Origin of the sequence: uncultured Aquimarina sp., from assembly GCF_947495315.1 — a bacterium.
Lineage (GTDB): Bacteria > Bacteroidota > Bacteroidia > Flavobacteriales > Flavobacteriaceae > Aquimarina.
Genome location: NZ_CANLYD010000009.1, coordinates 79908 through 99048 on the forward strand (window position 1 = coordinate 79908; position 19141 = coordinate 99048).

A 19141-nucleotide genomic window follows, 5' to 3' on the forward strand; every position below is an offset into this window, starting at 1 on the left:
CCGTCACAAACACACCATCCTTTTCTTCCGGATCAAAAGTATAGCCGTCTCGATTATTCTACTATGACTTAACCGCACAATACTGGTAAAATCCCGACATTTTACGCTAAAACAGTAATTGCCTATTTTACTTTATCCGAAGTAGTGTTTTTAATCTATGTAAGGAATTAGCTTTTTTAATACATGTTATCTGTGTTGTGCATAACTGGCCGCTGTAGGTAATTCTTTTATGAAGTTTATAGCTGGTGTAAAAAACACTTTTAATTTCAAAATCGTTTTCATAATTTTAGTTTTATAGGTTTAATATTATTTTTGGCTAAATTAGGCTGGGCAAGGGATGCCGGGCAAAACAAATCTGGCGAGAAGGAAAAAAAAGCCTTGAAAGTGAAAAATCGGCGATGAAAAGAACACAAAGTTTTACCCCTAAAAACGAATGAAACCTCAATCTTTCATTTGTTGGTCAAAAGTATAATCACCTTAAGATTCTGTTATGGAAAAACCGAAAAAACAGTGTATAAAAACTAAGATTGCTAAGCCAAAAAAGGCGTTTTTATAAATACGTAATTGTGTTTCATCTTTATTGATAAGTTTCAGGATGGTTAGATCTTAAATCGGTACTATTTAAATATGAGAAACTTAAAAAAGCTTGCTGTTATAATAGATCTTACTGACCTTTAAATTTCAATTAATTTGAAGAATGATTACAAATCGATGCGATATTTTTTAATACCATAATCAATTTAACATTTAGGAAAACTATGATGAAAAAGTATAAAACATTTCAGTACTAATCTAAAAGAGTGTTGTGTCTGAGCTAACTGAAGACAAAATGCTCGCCTGCCCACAAAGTAGAATACCGAGAATACTTTTTAACCAACAATTCTATGCTCGATGGATTTCTCTAAAGTCGAAATATGAGAATTTACAGAATTTTGGTTAAAAAAAATGTCTAAATGACAACGAGCATCACATTATTTTTTTTCTACTTTAATCGTATACTTATCTTTATAGAGTAGCATTAGATTACAGAACGAAATAATAAAACCTGCCGATAACAAATAACATAAGAACAAAAGTACTATAAGCTGTATTCTATTAGATGTAATACTTTCTTTGGTCCAGGCTTTTTCTGGGTCACCAAGAATAATCATCATTTGCTCATTTCTGGCTGGTAAGAAACCATGAGAGTCTTTGAATGCTTCAAAAGGGTTGGTTTCTATTAACTCATTACCAATCACAATATCTTTATCCAGATATGGTAATGTTTTGCTTTCGCGCGCGAGATGATATGCCGCATAAGTCCCTACAAAAATCACGATAAAATTAATAGATAACCGCATCCATACTCTGATGACTTTATTTTTTAAGGAGTATAAAATTAAGAATCCCGCAAGGGCGGTAGCAATGAATACTCCAAATTTCATTAAAAAAGTGGTGTTCTCATCGGATGCATACCAAGAAGGCAAAGGGATTATAAAAGATCCTGCAACAGAGGCTATCCAGGTACTAAGCAGCGTGATTTCTTTCCAGACTTCCTTTAGTTTTGATACCGGCATAATATTACAATTTTGGAGTTTTAAGTACCAATTGTTTTTCCTCTTCACCGCTATTACTCATAATCAAATGCAGTTCTGGTTCTCCTACACGATCTTCTTTTTCTAACCAAAAAAGATAATACCCAGGTACAAAATCCTGAACAGCATTCTGAGTAGGTTGGTTAAACCGAAACCTTTTAATATCCTGTCCCTGCTCGTAGGACAACTTCCCGAAAACAAAAAAACCTTCTTCTTCATTAGAATTTACTGTTACTTTAATTTTTGTAGTAGCATTATTTGCTGCTGTATTCTTAATCGTTTGTAATTTAGCATCATAGTCTTTATGAATAGCATTCAAGACAAATGCTTTATCTGAAGTGGTATTAAACTCCTTGTTCATAAGACGTATTGTTTTCTCTACCTCTTTTAATGTGGCCATATATTCTGGAGAAAGTGCGTATTTCTCATTACATTTCTCTAATAAAGGAAATAATTCTGATCGCTTTTTTTCTAAGGTATCGTATGCACTGGCAAGTTCCTTATCTCCATCTGTAACAATTTTTTCTCCAATACTAGCCAAGGCTTGTTGTGTGTTTGACAAAACTATTGCGAGGCTATTATCTTTTGGACCATAACTTGCACAACCGCTTATAAAAGCCAGTATGAGAATCGTTAAGGTTTGTGTAACTAATTTTTTCATGTGTAATCATATTTAGTTTTGCTGGTCTATCACATTGCTTCGTAAAGATATATGTTGAAATAGGTATCCAACTATCACTAAAACGACAAATCAAGGTAATTTCCCGACCAGATTTTATGATCTCTGTAAGTCATTCTCTAACTTATTCCAATCAAATGCGGGCCCTATATCCCATTTTCCAGAAGATCGATAATTTACGTGAGATGTAATCCCTTTAAAATTGACCAACTCATTTTCTGCCACTATATCATATCGTTTATCCTCTGGCAGGAATGCTGCAGGTATATTATATTCCGCAGTTAAATACCGAAGTAATAAAGCCAAGCTTTTATATTGTCTAATGGTATATCTGGCATAGTATTGTTCCCCTCGATACGGTATATCTAGCTTGGTATAGAATCTAGTTTCATTAATATGGCAGTATACATCGGTATCGCTATATACGGTGACCAGTTGGTCTCCAATTCTTTTCAAAAACCCGATATTAGAAAGTTCTATTGCTATAGTTCTCTTCGCACCATTAGTGTTTCCTCCTACGGCCCCAGAACCTAAGTGATATGCCCAATAGGCAGAAGACCACATATTAAGAATAGTACCATTTCTGGCAATGATAAAAGGTACAGAAACACGATAATTAGGCTTGGACAAAGCCGCCACATCTCCTTTTAAATAGCCAGCTGTATAATGCAGTACAATCTGTGTTTTTGTGTTTTTCTCTTGCTCATAAAATGAAGTATCTCCATTTTTTTGCCTACAGTTAATATACGGCATCGACTCATTAGTTCCTTTAATTGGAACCGCATTCGGAGTTAATACAAATTCTTTTCCGTCTGAGTCTCTTCCTGTTTCAAAAAATGTATTCTCGTGATTTGCTATACTTGTTGCCTTCATACCTTATTTAATTTATAGTTATAATGATATCAAAGGTACCTACAGTCTTATGTATAGACTATCTCAAAACCGCCAAATAAAGGGAAAATTGCGACAGAGTAGTTGCTTTTATAAATTCTTATGTTTTATAGAAAAACATCCATCCCCAACCCTTCCTTCAAAGGAAGGGGGCTTAAAATCATCATATAAGCCTTATATTATCTCATTTTTTAAGTTAAAACCCACCACTCCAACGCTAAAACTCGCCCACCGCTATCGCGATGGATTAGAGATTTTAACCAATACCCCTCACCTTAATCCTCTCCCCAAGGAGAGGAAACTCAGATGTTTAATTTACAGATTTTTATTCTCTAATAATCAATATCAAAAAAGAAGTGTACACACGAGAGCCTTTAAAGGAAGGAAGCTCCAAATACTTTTTTGGAAATCCAACAGCACCGATTATGCTTTCGAAACAGTCATTTTCTTTATAACATTTTGTATATCCTTATCAATTCTTCCTTTTACCAACCAGGCAACTGCAAATGCATACACAGCTACCCACTCTAACCAAAAAGTATAGGCAGGAAGTACCTCATCCATGTTTATTTTTAGCAATTTCTCCAGAGCGAAAATTATAATAAGCGCACCTACAGAAGCCCAAACGATGATACCACTCCTGCGAAACAATCGATTCCTAGAAGCAGATGCATCGTGATTTAAAACAAATTTGTAAAAACTCATATACCCCAACAAAAAGAAAAATGAAGCTGCACTAAGCAAATGAATTGCCCCAAGCAAGCTGTTAGATTGATGACCAAACAAATAGGGAGTATCCGTAAAAAACAAAGTTCCTAATGGATTTTCCGATTTGGTAGGAATTAGTACTGTAATTAAAATGCATATTCCTGCTACGGTGGTGATCAAACGATCGCTAAAAGACTCCCCTTCTTGTTTGGGATATCCTCTATAATTTATCAAGATTAAGCCAAAAGCCGACAGTATCAAAATAAAAAACACACCTCCTGCAGTATAATAATAATGACTCATACTAGACAGTAATTCCTGATGTGCTACTAACAACAATATAGGTAGTGCTAATCCCAGGATTCCTATTGTTTTTCTAAGCGAATACATTGATTTTTTATCTTCCATAATTATCTTATTTATAATACTTCAAATGTAGAAAGAGAAAGTTCTTAGGACTATTAAAAAACCGTCAAATCAAGGGAATTTTGCGACAAACCTATCATCTGAATCTGTCAGGTTAAAGAAACCCAAAGCAATGGCATTTAAACTTTTACTGTTATTTTGGATTCCGGCCTACGCCGGAATGACAAGCTTCTCCGACTTTTTTGTTTTTTTCATTCCTCTGTTGGAAACCTAACAGGGCTGAACTTTTCTAATATCGAGCCCTGAGCGTAACCGAAGGGTGAGTTGAACTTACATGGATACTTTGCTCTACAAAGTTGCTGACTTCATAGAACAAGATATAGTGCGCCCAAAGAGAACGTGAGAGAACGCAGACCCTTCGCGCACCTTTTCTTATTGTTAGCGTTGGATATTGATATCCACGCGACCCTCAAACTTCTCTCCGCGAGAGATAAAGTACGCTTCGCGACCTAAGCACCCTTCTTCGCGCAGATCCCCTATGTCTTCGCGAGGACTTACCTGATCTGCGAATGCCTATTACTTCGCAGTATTTTATTTCGCACTATTCATGCTACACATAAACTCTTATCTTCTCACTGTTGACACTACGAAGTTACACCTGTCTGCTTCCGGAAAAAACTTTGCCCTTATAAGTATATCATTTTATTATTGATTATCGGCTCGCTTTACTCGTATAATCAAATTTTTAAGACGAACATCATGAGGTTTAAAACCAGGAAAATAACCGAAATCACTATTACCAAAAAACCAAGCCTTACCCGAAGTAGTTATTAATCTATTCTTTACCTTTTTTTGTTGATTACTTTTATCATTGTCCCCAAACATTGTACTATAATCCTTGTTCTCTTCATGGGTGGAAGACTTAGCAAAACCTGATGCATTATTGGGAATGCTACGATTACCTCCTTTAACGTATAGCTCATGTATCTCCTTATACACTCCTTTCAAATATTTTCTTTTACTTACATTCTTTAGTGTACGGGTCGCTAAGGAAATCACCCATAAAGGATAGTCTCTTTCAATATCACCAGTATCTCCTCTTTGATGACCTTTTCTAGAATCATGTATGGTGACTTCATCATTTTCAATTTTAGTAATCATTACCCAATGTGCTCCTGCAGAATCATCAGAATTATTGATTGTGAATTTATTTTGGTCAGGATAACCTTGCTTCTCATAATTTTCTAAAACATCTATGTCAACAGCGATCATAGCTCCCACAGCTTCTTGATTTAAGTCTTCTTTAGATATGTTTTCTCTCTCTCCTACAGCATCAAGCCATGATTGATTATCAGAATTTTCGGGTGCCAAGCGTTGTTCTAACGTTACTGGATAATCAGTTGATTGGTTATATTTATCAATCAGAGCTTTAATATCACTAAAGTTGACTAATTCACCTTGAGCCGTAATATAGGCACTCGATCCCCCAGCTGCTCTTAATAATTCTGTTTTTCTTTCAATACGAAAATCTGAAGTTATCCTTTTATCATATGCTACCGCTATAGCATTGGCCAATGCATAGATACCACAGGTCCCTGCGTTTTGTACCATTTGTTGATTCCCTTCTCTATTAAACCCTCCAACTCTCTGTATTGCTTTACTAGATTGAGATATTGCTACTTTTTTATTTTGGATCACATTATGATTAGTACCAGTCACCATCCGATCCACTACCCGCTCACGGGTGGTATCTACATTTTGGCCATTCACTACCATATCCCCTTTAGGAGTGCCATTGATCGTATTATCGATCGCATGAGCAACTTCGTGTCTGATATTATACTCCGTATCCATGCCTGGTGCAAAATGAATATTTTTTCCTTGTATGGTTGCTTCTGCCTGTAATTTTGAAGGAAACGAAGAATTATGAGTTGCTTTTAGACTTGAGGTATCCACGCCATATTGTTGTCCCATAGTTGCGGCTATCTGCTGAAACTGTGAAGAACCTTTTGGTTTTTTTTGGATAGGATTTTCAGAACCACCCATAACTGATATCAGTTTACGCTGTACAGCTATAGCAGGGCGGTTGTCGGCAATCGTAGCTTCACCACCGGTACTGTGTTCTTGTCGTACGCGTTGTATCGTTTCTTTCTGTCGTTCTTGGGTTTTGTCTGTTTGTGTTTTCATCGTACACTATCTACTTTTTTAATAATCTCCTGTGTGGCGCCACTAGTTACAAACTAGCGGTAGCGGGGGCACCTGCCCATTGTGCAAATTTAAGCATGCGTGCCGTTGTCATTGACTGTCCCGCCCATACTGGTAAAACTGCTCTACGTTATTTAAATTTTTGATAGATCCTAGGGTCTAAAAAAACAACAATACCTTAAACAGTTCGAAAATAAACCTCCATTAACAGTTGATGCCTCTGAAGGATCAGGGGTTGGTGTAGGCCGGGATTCTATTGCCGGAGCATGATCAATACGAGGAACTTGGATTTGTCGGTCATAAAATTTAATAGTTTCAACCATAAATTCGATTATCCCTAACAAATTTTTTATGTCCTCGACTCTATCTTTAATTGGTGTTTTTTCTGTATGGTCTTTAATTTTTCTTTTAGTAACTTCAAAAAAACGATGTATGCCCTTCATATCTCCTAACTTTTTTTCCATTGTTTTCTGATCTTCTTCGTTAGGCAGGTTTTCTGCCTTCAATCCCCTTTTGTTAAAATGTTCAAATACGACAGTAAACCTAGTATCAAATGATTCCAACATATTTTTTTGTGCTTCTTCAAAAGTAAAATTACGATAATTAAGGGTATTTTCTTCTGGTTCCAAATCTGTTAGCTCGTCTTCATTCAATGTTTGGGAACTTTCCTTGATTTCATCATAATATTTTTCATTTACAAACTCTTCAAATAACTCAAAATCCTCTTTTTTAATGGACTTCTTATTTTTAATCCATCTATTTAATTGCTGGATCTTTCTATTTATCTCTAATAATTGTGTTTTCAAAAGTGCATAACCATATTCACCTCTCTGAGGCATACTTTTCTTTAGGAAAGTCAGCCTCTTTTTTAATAGTAGTAATTTTTGTGTTAACAAAGTATTGTCATTTACTTCTTCCTTCACCATTTCTTGATTTTCATCTAACGTTTCCTCCTGTAGGCTGTTTATTTGAAGTTTTGTTAAAAACCAGAAACTTTTCTTCAGAGACTCCACCATATTATCGGCAGTAAGAGGCTGACTGTATTTAGCATTAAAATAACGGTCTTCTAGAGGGATACCTTTTTGTGTTACAGTATAATTCCTGCCAAATTTCCTAGCGTTATTGAGTTTATTCGCCATCTGCTTGTGTAACTCTTTTTCCTTTTTAGACTTTATCATTGCCTTTTTTAAAGGTTGCGAAGGCTGATCCAGGCCTAATGCATTACCTGTATTTATACCAGTCGAGAACGTACCACCCTTAGATAGGCTCTTCATTGATTCTTCTATCGGAACATTAAAAACCTTACCGTGATAATTCCCATTTTGTCTTAATCTTGTCACTATTTCACAATTATATGTTTTTGCCCAATATTCTGCCGGGGCATCTTCATTCATCAACCTTAAAAGACTAGCTGTTAGTTTATTCCATACTTTACTATTTACAGTACTAGGCCTTACACTGGTCGGTAAAGCATTTTTTGTATCTTCTAATGGAGTTTTAGAAAGAAAAGGAAGTAAATTTTTACGATTGATCGTTAGGAAATCTTTTAAAAAAGAAAACTCGTTGGCAATTAAATAGCTAGAAATCAAAGATAAATAGCCCAAAACAGCTTTTTTATCTTTTACAAATTGTTTTGGGGGAAGTTTTAAGGACTCGAAAGCTTGTTCTGCGTGCATATTTGCTTTTCTCATTAAGTCTGCCATCATTCTTTGCTTGTTATTAGCCTGCTGGTTACTCTCAATAGCCTCACTAGCATTATTAAATACTTCCGGAATATCCTCCGGTAATACTCCACTATTTTCCTGAATATATACTGAATCTGTAATGGATTGTTCAAAATTATTAAGCTCGGGAATAATGAGATTTTGATCGATACTATTTGTCTCGAGCCAATCAATTAGTTGTTTTCTTGGTAGTCCTGTAAAAATTTCCAACCCTGGCTCCGGGACCATTTCTACTGTTTGCCCTTGTGCAAGTTTTAAGGTTTCATCCAAATGATCTTTTACGGCAGTGATATCTCTTTCTTGCGTGTCGAGACTTCCTTGCTCGATCTCTTCACGCGGAGGAGTAATATACTCGATATTAGACATTTTTTTTCTCATAACATTGGGTTTTAGGAGTCCTAAAAGCACCAGTTTTTCGAGGATTTTTTGATAGTTTCTATTTATTATATTATGATCTGCCGTTATATGAAAACGGCCGTTTGTTTCCTCACCATAGTTCCCTCCATATTTTAATCCCCCTGTAAGAAACCATACTACTTCTTCCTCCGGTTCCACCAGATTCGAAGAAACCTTAATACCGTTCATATTATACTTTCCAAAGATGGGTATCCTCGCTTCTATTTCGTAACCTACCAATCGCTGAATTACCCCTTTTGAAACGATATCTTTCCGCATATGTTTTGGCGAGATCTCCTCTGCATTCAGTGCTGCTTTTGCTCCCATCACATCTGCTTCTTTCTCTAATCCAGCATCATCATTAATATTCACTTTACTTTTCAATTGTTTGGTGGGCTTTACCCGTCCTTGTTTTTGTTGTACTACATGCCAGGCTTCATGAGGTAAGTGTTTTTCTTGTCCGGATGCTAAATGAATATCGGTGCCTTGTGCATAGGCATGAGCTTGCAATTGGGCTGGTTTACTAGAATTATAATGTACTTTTACATCATCCATACTATAACCGGAGAGGTTTTCTATACCGGATTTTAGATTGTCGGGTAGGCCAGTGTTGTTCCTTCGACTATGCTCAGGACGAGTTTTTCTTTGGACAGGTATGGGATTGGAATTGGTCGTATCCTCTGCACCACCCATGGCTGATCTTAGTTTGCGCTGTACAGCGATAACCGGTCGGTTGTCAGCAATCGTAGCTTCACCACCTGTACTGGGTTCTTGTTGTGCGCGTTGTACAGTTTCTTTTTGTGGTTCTTGGGTGTTTTCTATTTTTTTTTTCATGTCAAACTTATCTTTCATATTATAACCAAATAATATCCCTTTTTTACTATTTGATCTGTTTTGTAGCCTCAATATCGTTTAGTAAAGTAGCGATATGTTCAAAGAACTTTCCAAAAGCCGCGCTTAACATTCCTCCATTTTCTGAGGTTATTGCTTCGTTTATAGTCCTATTAACAACTTTCACTTTTAAGTCTAAAATTCTGACCCTTTCCTTTAACTCTTGGTTAGCCCTGATGAAGTCTTTATGAACTGTAATTATACGAATCCAAAGAGCATTTGTGTCTTTTTTGAAATTATCCCAATCATTTAAAGGCGATGTTGCTTCCGTCTTTTCCGCTAAGCTAATTTTAATCATCTCACTATATCGCCCGAATATGGCATTTTGCACTGCCCCTCGTCCTGACTTATCAGTTTCTACTTCTCCTAAACGTCTTTCTAAACGTTCCAAATGTTTTAGTGCATTCGTGTCTTTTGTATTTCTTGCCCTTCCTTTTAATTTCTTAAGCATCCGCCGCAACTCTGCACTTATAAAAGGCCAGTAGGAAGCCCAGACGTTGTAGTGAGGAGCTATAGGTTCATCAGTTAATTCTCGCTGTTTGCGATAATGATTTCGATTTCCTCTAAAGTGCCACAGGTTTTGATTTACTTGTTGTTTAAATTCGTCACCCAATACGTCGGCTACGTTTTCAACCGTTGCAGGCGTCTTTTGATCCAAAAATCTATCTTCTAATGGAATCCCCAGTTGTCCTGTCTTTTTTAACAGTTGTGAGTTAGGGGTATCTAAAGTCAATGGCTTCCCAGTGCCCACAGAGAAGGCTTTCTGACCGTGCACTAATTTTCGTAACCATATTCTATGGCGTTCTCCAATATCGGTAACCCCATTTAATCCTTTTATAACAAGAGACTTTTTATCATCTACAAGGATATCGCCTAATTGGTAGGTTTCTACCCACCAAGCTCCCGTAAATTTACCGGTTTGTTTCACTAATTCCTCCATCAAAAGTTCCCAAATGACTTGTACTGCCCTTCCCTGTGATGGTCGCACCTCCGCTGGCAATGCACCTAACGCATCTCCCAATTTAGTTTTTGACAAATAAGGAACCAGGTTCTTATCGGTAGTACCTTTTGATATTTTATCTATCGTGGAGATGTGGTCGGACAATAAGTAACTTGCCAATAATGTAAGATAACCTACTATTGCTTTCTCATGTTGTCTAAAGGCTATAGGAGTTTCCACATCTTGCCATGCTGCTGTCGCAACCTTTGGCGCATTTTCTAATACCCCAGAAATTAGCTTAGGTAGTTGGAGATCTGATCTGCCTAGCTGCCCATGGTCACGTAAAAAAATATCAGGTATGTCCTCAGGCAATACCCCACTAGTCTGCTGAACATTCAATTCTTCTGTAGTTAGCCTATCAATAGCATCTAATTCTGGCATTATAATTTCATTACTAATATCATTTGCTTCTAGCCAAGCAAAGATATCTTGTCTTGGTATCCCTGTAAACAAACCTTTTGCAGGAGGTAAAACAGGCTTCCGCTCGCCACTTCTTGCATTTTTAACAGTCGTTTTCAAATGCCTTTGCACTGCCGCAATGTCTGCCAAATGCTCCGCAATGCTACTTTTATTAAGTTCGTCCCTTGGAGGGGTGATGTATTCAATCGTCGTCATCGGAAGGTATTTGAATTCCGTCTTCAAAAGGCCTAATGCAATTAATTTACGGATCAACCTAGAGTGAAAAATATAAATATTCGTGTGATCTGCATCTATTTTATACCTACCCTTGTTATGCATCCCATAGGTAATACCATAGTCTAATCCTACTGTTAAAAACCCACCAATAGTATCATTATAGCCATTTTTCCCTTTTTCTGTCAGCTGGTCATTAATGCCTATATTGTCACTGTATATTGGTATATTGCCTTCAATCTCGTAACCTGTAAGTCTTTGAACGACCATAGAATTTACTCTTTGTTGTTGTAGTGGTATGTTTTCTGAACCTACAGTAGTCTGTTTGTTATCTGATTTATATTGAAAAGCCCTTTCCCCCATCACATCCGCTTCCTTCTCTAACCCAGTATCATCATTAATATGTACTTTCCCTTTAAACTGCATCGTGGGTTTTACCCGCCCTTGTTTTTGTTGTACTACGTGCCAAGCTTCGTGAGGCAGGTGCTTTTGCTGTCCAGGCGCCAAGTGGATATCTGTGCCCTGCGCATAGGCATGGGCTTCTACTTGTGCGGGTTTGCTGGAATTGTAGTGTACTTTTACATCGTCCATACTGTAGCCCGAGAGGTTTTCGATACCTGATTTTAGGTTGTCAGGTAAACCAGTGTTATTTTTCCGCTGGATGGGTGTTTTTGTATTTTCAGAACTTTCTATTCCTGCTCTTAGCTTACGTTGTACAGTGGTAGCGGGTCGGTTGTCTGCAATCATAGCTTCACCACCTGTACTGGGTTCTTGTGCTACACGTTGTATAGTTTCTTTTTGTGATTCTTGAGTGTTTTCTAATGGTGCTTTCATTTTTCTTAATACATTTTTGTTTTGATTTTACACCTATTATAGCAGGGCTATCGGATCTGAACTCTTTTCTTCTCACTGTTAACGCCACTAGTTACAAACTAGCGGTAGCGGGGGCTATCAGAGAGCTGAAGGTAAAAACTTCATAGATCGTTTAGAAAAAACGGCAATAGGTCCGAGGGTTCACAAATGAATCATATAAAACATCATACTCTTCCATTGAAAGTAGGTTGTAGGAAATATCTCCTTTCGGATAAATTCTTCTGATATCCTTCACATGAGAATTACCGATCTTCCAGACACCAATAGTATCTCGTTTAGCATTGCCTGCATTATGCATAAAAACAGAACGTTTTTCTGCATATTCAGAAAATGAGAAATCCCTTTTCATTTTACTTTTTGCATGTTTCAAATAACTATATCCTGCCGAAATAATGAATTTATTATTTTCAAGAAATTTTAGTGCCTTTGCCGTATTACTTTGTTGTTTTATTTGTTGAAATGACCTGTATTTTCTACTCAAAAGCTTCAAGTTTTCGTGCATAAATCTTAAATTTTCATATTGTTCTTTAAGGTTTTTGTCTTCTTCTTCAGATTTTCCAGGATATGAGTCATTCTTTGCTATTTGGTATAATGCTTCACATTCATTTATCCAAAAAAGAATATTATCAAGAGTCATTTTTGCTCTTCCAACCATCACAAACAGACTTGGTTTTGTTTGCTCAACCTCTTTTATATGAGTCGTATTATCTTTGATATTAGAAAGTTGAGCCCAAAATCTTAAATTCGCCGGATCTGCCTCTATTTCAGAATTATCTATTGTTATTTTAAATTCATTTTCTTCCCAATACTGCCCACTCGCTTCTTGTCTACAATGCTCTTTTTCTCGGTTTCTCCTTCCATGACGCTCACTTAACTCGTGCTCCTCACCTACCAAATTTAATCGATCTTTTTTCAATTTTGCTTTTCTCTGTATTGCAAAGTGTGAATTTAAACCTACATTCAATTGAAATGAAGAATTCAGTAAATTTGAATTAAATAATGCTTTAGCACCCATCACATCTGCTTCTTTCTCTAACCCGGTATCATCATTAATATATACTTTGCTTTTTAGCTGTCTGGTTGGTTTTACACGTCCTTGTTTTTGCTGTACTACGTGCCAGGCTTCATGAGGCAAGTGTTTTTCTTGTCCTGGTGCGAGGTGAATATCTGTTCCCTGTGCGTAAGCGTGGGCCTGTAGTTGTACAGGCTTACTGGAATTGTAATGTACTTTTACATCATCCATACTATAGCCGGATAGGTTTTCGATACCTGATTTTAGATTATCAGGTAAGCCTGTGTTGTTTTTCCGTTGGATAGATATAGGATTGGTACTATCTTCAATGCCACCCATAGCTGATCTCAACTTACGTTGTGCTATGGTAGTAGATCGATTGTCGGCAATCGTAGCTTCACCACCTGTACTAGGTTCTTGTTGTACGCGTTGTACTGTTTCTTTTTGTTGTTCTTGGGTATTTTCTAGTGGTTCTTTCATGTTACTTTATCCGTTTTTATTCAATCAAAAGTCAAGTATATTTAACACGGATTGCAAATCCGCTCCATCGGGGTTTGCACCTTAAATAGTACCATCCGATTTAACCTCTATCTTCCAACAGCATTGCGAATTTTGGATCCTAAGTGATATTCAAAAAGTCTTGCTATGTTAATACCAATTACTCGAATTGTAGGATCATTTGGGACAGTTGCACCCGTAATTAAAACATCACGATCAGAACCAGGAATATCCGGATCAAAAACTTCTAAAGTCCGTCTTAAAACATCTGGATTCTCATAGTTGATAGCAGAAGTTCTTATCTTTTCCAAAATCATATTTGAAACCGCGTTAGGAATGCGATTACTTCTTAAACCAGTTCTTATCTGATCGAGAACTTCAGTTAATACAACATTCCAATTACGCACATCTATAGTAATTTGGAAGTTTATATTAACAAATGGTAAATTTTTTATCCTAATGGAGATATTTGCTTGTATATCTCCGTTTCCGTTGTTTGGATCAATATCAGATTCTAAATCACTTATTGTTAATGTGTTTAGGAAAGGTAAGCCACGAATTACAACAGTATTTTGATTTTGATCATTGAATGTTAGATTGCTTAGATTGAAATCATTCTCATTCTGATGTAACCTAAAATTAAGATCTTGTACATCGATCTGTTTTTGCTCTGTCTTAGGTTTATTTACTCGCTGGCCGCGTTTAATTAATTTCCTCTTATTTTGATCCATCCTAAGATTTCCTATGCCCACATTAGTAATAAATTCTTCTTGATTCCTACCAGGTACCTGTTCCACATTCAACTCTAAGTCATTGATGAGAATAGAATCTTCTACTTGGCTTTGTGTTTGTACCTGCCCTTCTGCTCCGGTATACCCTCCTTTTCCTATCCTTGTAGCAACCGAACCTGACAATGTATCAATTTGCAATCTGCCAATATTAATACCCGAACCAGCTCCTAACATATTTAGTCCGTATTTAGGGTAAGGCACTGAGGTATCTGGCTTAAACCTTCTTGACATAGGTAACCATCTTACAATTCCATTGATAATCATACCTCTCAAAATAGCTCCTAGGTTTTGAATCTTTTTAATTAACAACATATTCATATTTAAATCATTTAAGGCGACTCTATAATATTTGCCACCTACGTTTAAATTATCACCTGCTATTGTTTCAATATCCAAATCAACACTTTGTAAGGCATCCCCATCCAACATTCTTCCATTGACCTGAAAAACAACATTGGTAAAATCCAAACCTCCATACTCCATTTGCTGTATAGTTAACCTAGAAACATTTCTATTTCCGCCTATGATGACATCATCATCATCAAATTCAAATCCTCCTTTTCTCAACTTTTTCACAACTCTATTTAGTGCACCGGAAGGCAGTCTTTGCACGGGTAAATTAGATGCTTCTTGTTTTATACTATTTTTTGAATGAGTTCTTTTCGCTGGCTGACTGTTTTCCGCCATAGTATCTACCACTTTTTCCCTTGTAGTATCTACTTTTTGCCCGTTCACTGTCTTATCTCCTTTTGGAGTACCATTAAGCTTGTTGTCAATAGCATGGGAGACTTCATGTCTTATATTATAGTCTGTATCCATATTTGGAGCAAAATGAATATTGCTTCCTTGTATAGTAGCATCAGCATTGAGTTTAATTGGAAAAGAAGAATTATGGGTAGCATTGAGGTCTGAGGTGTCCACGCCATATGCTGCACCCATATCTGCGGCTATTTTCTGAAATCTAGAAGAACCTTTGCGTTTTCGTTGAACTGGATTGTTTTTGTTACCGGAACCATCTATTCCCGATCTTAATTTTCTTTGATCCAAAGAAGAGGTACGGTTATCCATAAGTTGTACCGTACCTCCGTTACCAGGTTCCTGAGAAACCCTTGGGGTAATCGAGCTTTGAGATTCTTGGGTTTTATCAGTTTGTGTTTTCATAGTTTTCTTTGTTAACTATTATTTTAAACTTTTTTTTCATAAACATCCATCCCAAACCCTTCCTTCAAAGGAAGGTAGCTAGCAAAGTCTCCTCGCCGCGGCGAGGAAATTTAGAGGGATGTTTCGATCAATTCATCAAATTTTATACTTAGCATGTCACGTTAAGCCCTTCGAAAATACTTGATAACACTTCGGCAGTACTTCCACAATACTAGGACCTAACGGGCATGTTCTTACAGGTTCTTATTTTACAATACGTCTCATCGAGTGTTTTTTTAACTCAAAATAACCCCTTCTTTCTGTAACTCCTGTCGTATTGCAGTTTCCAGACTTTGTTGGGTGATTGTTTTTTCTTTGTTCGTTACGGCTTGTAGCGTACATTTACGTACTACATTCATCATCAATCCGCCAGAGATTTCATAGTTTTCGGCGATATGCCATAGATCTGAGTTTTCATCTAGTGGTAATTTCTTAGCAAAGGATTGTTTCCATAATTGATAGCGTTCTTCTACACCAGGCATGGTAAATTCGATCATCGATTGAAATCTTCGGGTAAAGGCATCGTCTATATTGTCTTTTAGATTACTCGCCAAAATCACCACTCCTGGGAAATCTTCGATTCGCTGTAATAAATATCCAATCTCCTGATTTCCGTATCGATCATTAGCGCTACTTACTTGGGTACGTTGCCCAAACAAAGAATCGGCTTCATCAAAAAATAAGATCCAATCATGTTGCTGTGCCTGATCAAATACTTTAGCCAGGTTTTTCTCGGTTTCGCCAATGTATTTAGAGACGGTCATACTTAGATCGATCCTATAGACTTGCCTGTCTGTACTTTTTCCTAACAACGCTGCTGCCATACTCTTACCGGTTCCTGGCGGTCCAAAAAACAGGCTTTTATAGCCTGGTTTTAGTCGTTTGCCCAGTTCTAATTCTTCTAAAACCGTATGTCCATAGGTAACCCAATCCCTGATTTCCTGCAAGCTATGTGCTGTGGATCTAGAGACGATGAGATCCTCCCACGATAGTTTGGTATGAATCCGTTGCGCAGGGAAATCAGGGCTATATACTGCTTGGTAGGGTTTACCAGTTAATAAATATTCTACATATTCATTAGCGATCATCCAGATACTACTTAATAGCGGACTATTCCCTTTGGTTCTGGATAGACTGATGATGCCTTTTCGTATCGCGACAAAGTCTTGAGTAATAAGTGTATGATATTGCAAACGTTTCTGTAAATCATCTCCTGCTATTAAAAACATCGCAGTTTCTGCGGTAGGGATCAATCCCAAATGCCCTTCTAACAACAGTCCGCCAAATTCGCTATAGCGGCGGTCGTAGTCTTTGTTTTTAGTGAGCAGAATATCTAAAAGTTCTGGTTGAATATGAGGAACCAATGCCAAGATCAGTAGCAACCTTTCTGTAACGTTGAGTTTGTGTTTTTGTATAAATGCTGCATAGACTCCTACTTTATCTGTTATATCTGGAGGTGTTAATTCTTGTATGGATTGATAAGGCGTTTCTTGGTTAAAATGCAATTCCAAACGGGTTTGAAGCACGATGCTTAGCCAAGCTAGTTCTGATTGTAATACCTCAGCATTATGATCATTGATAAGTTTATCAGTTGACTTCTTTATACCATTGTTTTCAGCGATGACCATTTGTTTTTTCATAGTATTGCTATTTCTTTTGTTATTTCTTTTTGTATTGTCTACCCTTCGACTCCGCTCAGGGTGACGGAGGCAAAAAGACTATTTCTATTGGATCTCGATACATTTCTAAATCCTTTCCTATCATCAAGGCTTTAGGAATACTCGACCAGACTGATATACTTTATTTATACTACGTCTCATCGAGTGTTTTATAGCGCAGTGCAACGCAGCTATAAAATGTATCGAGATGGGTTCAATGTTATTCACACGAAAAAGTTATCGATACAATCACCTTCCATTACATTTCGGATGATCACTCGAACCGACGATCACGGTTCTATTCAACATTTCCCTAATCCAACTCCCTTCCTTTGAAGGAAGGGTTGGGGATGGATGTTTTTTCATTTCTTATTCATCCCTCATCTCTCAAACCTCAAAACCTAATACCTAACACCCTAAACCTCACAACCACTCCACTACAATAATGTCTTGCATCCAGGGGAGTTTCACCGTATGAAAACCCCAAGGCAATTTTTCTAATGTAACATCATGAGTTTCTCGTTGCACCTGTAATAACCAATGACCATCTCGGGTGCGTAAGGATCCGGGACGACATAGATAGGAGGTTCTAAATCCTTCTATAGATAAGTTTTTCCAATGTGGGCCTTGTCCTATTGCAGCGGTTAGCAGTCCTTCAGCAATTGCTGTTTCTTCATCCGATAGTGTGATTGGCGATATGACTTCTTCTATAGCGACACCACATAACAATTTGTTTAATGGTAGCGCTCCTTCAAACAGTTCCTGGTCATCTCCTTCACACAGATACTGCAATGCACATATGGCAGTATGACGAGCGGTTTCATTGATAAAGTTTTTATCTTTGATCAACTCCAAATTCTCAAAAAAGCGTTCTAAAAATGGCCAAAAGAGTACCAATCCTGCATTTTGTATGGGTATAAAATCCGTATCCTCAAAAGGAGAGGACACCTTTTCTATCTCCATTATTGCGGGTTTTGATGCTATCTCCTGCAGTTCTTTATGTACTCCCTGGAGATAGATTGCCAAGGGTCTTAATACACTATTGGCATCTACCGTTTGCTCTTGTATGTTACCTATATCTTTTAGTAATTGCACCCATTGCTTTAACATTTTGGCAGGCAACTGATCCAAAAAAGGGTTGTTTATGATAGTGGATAGTTGTCTAAAGAATTCTTGCCATACAGTATTCTTAGCTTGAGTAGTTTTATAGCTAGCTACTAAAGATTTGATCTCATAGACATCCTGTGCTTGATGTTTTTTGCTACTTCTTTTATGATCTATTCCGAGTGCTGCCAACGTAGCTTGGAAACATCCTTGTTCGAAGAACTTGACATCTTTATACGTATCAAACTTCTGAAACGCTGTTTTCCAAAACGCAGCCTGTATCTTCTGCGATGCGATGCCGTATTTCTTATGAATTCTCTGCTGAAACTTTTCTAAAGTAGGTACTATTTCTTGTACAGGAATATCCGAAATCAGTTGAAGGGATTGAAGCAGTTGCGCTTCTGTACTTGTATGGACAAAACGTTCTAGCTGCTGGGTATTCCATCTCAATTGTTTTAGCAAGGTGATGAAAGTGGTGTTCGGTTTTTGCAGCAATTCTTCTAATTGCTGCAGAACATATGCTTTGGTTGTGTCCTTTGCCCACCAAGGTAATATTCCGGTTTTCAGATAATGTGCTACGGCTCTAAGTGGTGTTTTTTCTTCGGTTTGATTGGCTGTGTTTTTTTGTACTACGGCATCAGATTGCTGATATACAGTAAGTGCTTCTTGAAGTTTTTCTTGTAATTCTTCCTCAAAAACAGTTTCAAAATTATCCAAAGATACCTGCCCTAAATCTAATGTAAGTCGATCAATCTGAAACGGTTGATCTGCCGTATTATGAGTAGTATTACCAAATATGCGGTCCATAACCGTTCTTAACTGATGCCGACACAGCGCACTCAGTTCTTGCTGCACAGCAAAAGCATCTACAGTCGAAGGCAGGTGAATTTCTAAAATCTGTTTATTGATGATATGTTTTTGCTGTGTCATCATACTAC

11 protein-coding genes and 1 pseudogene are annotated in these 19141 nt (G+C 37.2%); all 12 read right to left on the reverse strand.

Features of this window, described 5'->3' with window-relative positions; all coding sequences use genetic code 11:
- Positions 1-971: 971 nt before the first annotated feature.
- The 12 genes and pseudogenes from Q0910_RS16305 to Q0910_RS16355 all read right to left on the reverse strand — a co-directional run bounded on the left by Q0910_RS16305 (position 972) and on the right by Q0910_RS16355 (position 19136).
- Positions 972-1556, reverse strand: a complete 585-nt coding sequence (locus tag Q0910_RS16305; RefSeq protein WP_299218724.1) for a hypothetical protein — start codon at positions 1554-1556, stop codon at positions 972-974.
- 4 nt (positions 1557-1560) lie between these two features.
- Positions 1561-2235, reverse strand: a complete 675-nt coding sequence (locus Q0910_RS16310; protein ID WP_299218727.1) for a hypothetical protein — start codon at positions 2233-2235, stop codon at positions 1561-1563.
- A gap of 114 nt (positions 2236-2349) precedes the next feature.
- Positions 2350-3126, reverse strand: coding sequence for an N-acetylmuramoyl-L-alanine amidase (locus Q0910_RS16315; RefSeq protein WP_299218729.1), 777 nt, complete (start codon positions 3124-3126; stop codon positions 2350-2352).
- 441 nt (positions 3127-3567) lie between these two features.
- Positions 3568-4260, reverse strand: a complete 693-nt coding sequence (locus Q0910_RS16320; RefSeq protein WP_299218731.1) for a hypothetical protein — start codon at positions 4258-4260, stop codon at positions 3568-3570.
- Between the two features lie 663 nt (positions 4261-4923).
- Positions 4924-6405, reverse strand: coding sequence for a hypothetical protein (locus Q0910_RS16325; RefSeq protein ID WP_299218733.1), 1482 nt, complete (start codon positions 6403-6405; stop codon positions 4924-4926).
- A 170-nt stretch (positions 6406-6575) separates the two neighbouring features.
- Positions 6576-9377, reverse strand: a complete 2802-nt coding sequence (locus tag Q0910_RS16330) for a DUF4157 domain-containing protein (RefSeq protein WP_299218734.1) — start codon at positions 9375-9377, stop codon at positions 6576-6578.
- A 46-nt stretch (positions 9378-9423) separates the two neighbouring features.
- Positions 9424-11430: a hypothetical protein gene (locus Q0910_RS16335; protein ID WP_299218736.1), complete on the reverse strand. Its 2007-nt coding sequence runs from the start codon at positions 11428-11430 to the stop codon at positions 9424-9426.
- 90 nt (positions 11431-11520) lie between these two features.
- A pseudogene (locus Q0910_RS28665) lies at positions 11521-11901 on the reverse strand (DUF4157 domain-containing protein); the annotation flags it as partial.
- Between the two features lie 151 nt (positions 11902-12052).
- Positions 12053-13432 (reverse strand): DUF4157 domain-containing protein, encoded by a 1380-nt coding sequence (locus Q0910_RS16340; RefSeq protein WP_299218739.1) that lies wholly within the window; start codon positions 13430-13432, stop codon positions 12053-12055.
- Between the two features lie 107 nt (positions 13433-13539).
- The gene (locus Q0910_RS16345; RefSeq protein ID WP_299218741.1) at positions 13540-15402 is read right to left on the reverse strand and encodes a hypothetical protein; all 1863 of its coding nucleotides are present in this window, start codon (positions 15400-15402) and stop codon (positions 13540-13542) included.
- A 275-nt stretch (positions 15403-15677) separates the two neighbouring features.
- On the reverse strand, positions 15678-17081 hold the full coding sequence (locus Q0910_RS16350; protein WP_299218743.1) for an ATP-binding protein: 1404 nt from the start codon (positions 17079-17081) through the stop codon (positions 15678-15680).
- A gap of 441 nt (positions 17082-17522) precedes the next feature.
- On the reverse strand, positions 17523-19136 hold the full coding sequence (locus Q0910_RS16355; RefSeq protein ID WP_299218745.1) for a contractile injection system tape measure protein: 1614 nt from the start codon (positions 19134-19136) through the stop codon (positions 17523-17525).
- Positions 19137-19141 lie beyond the last annotated feature (5 nt).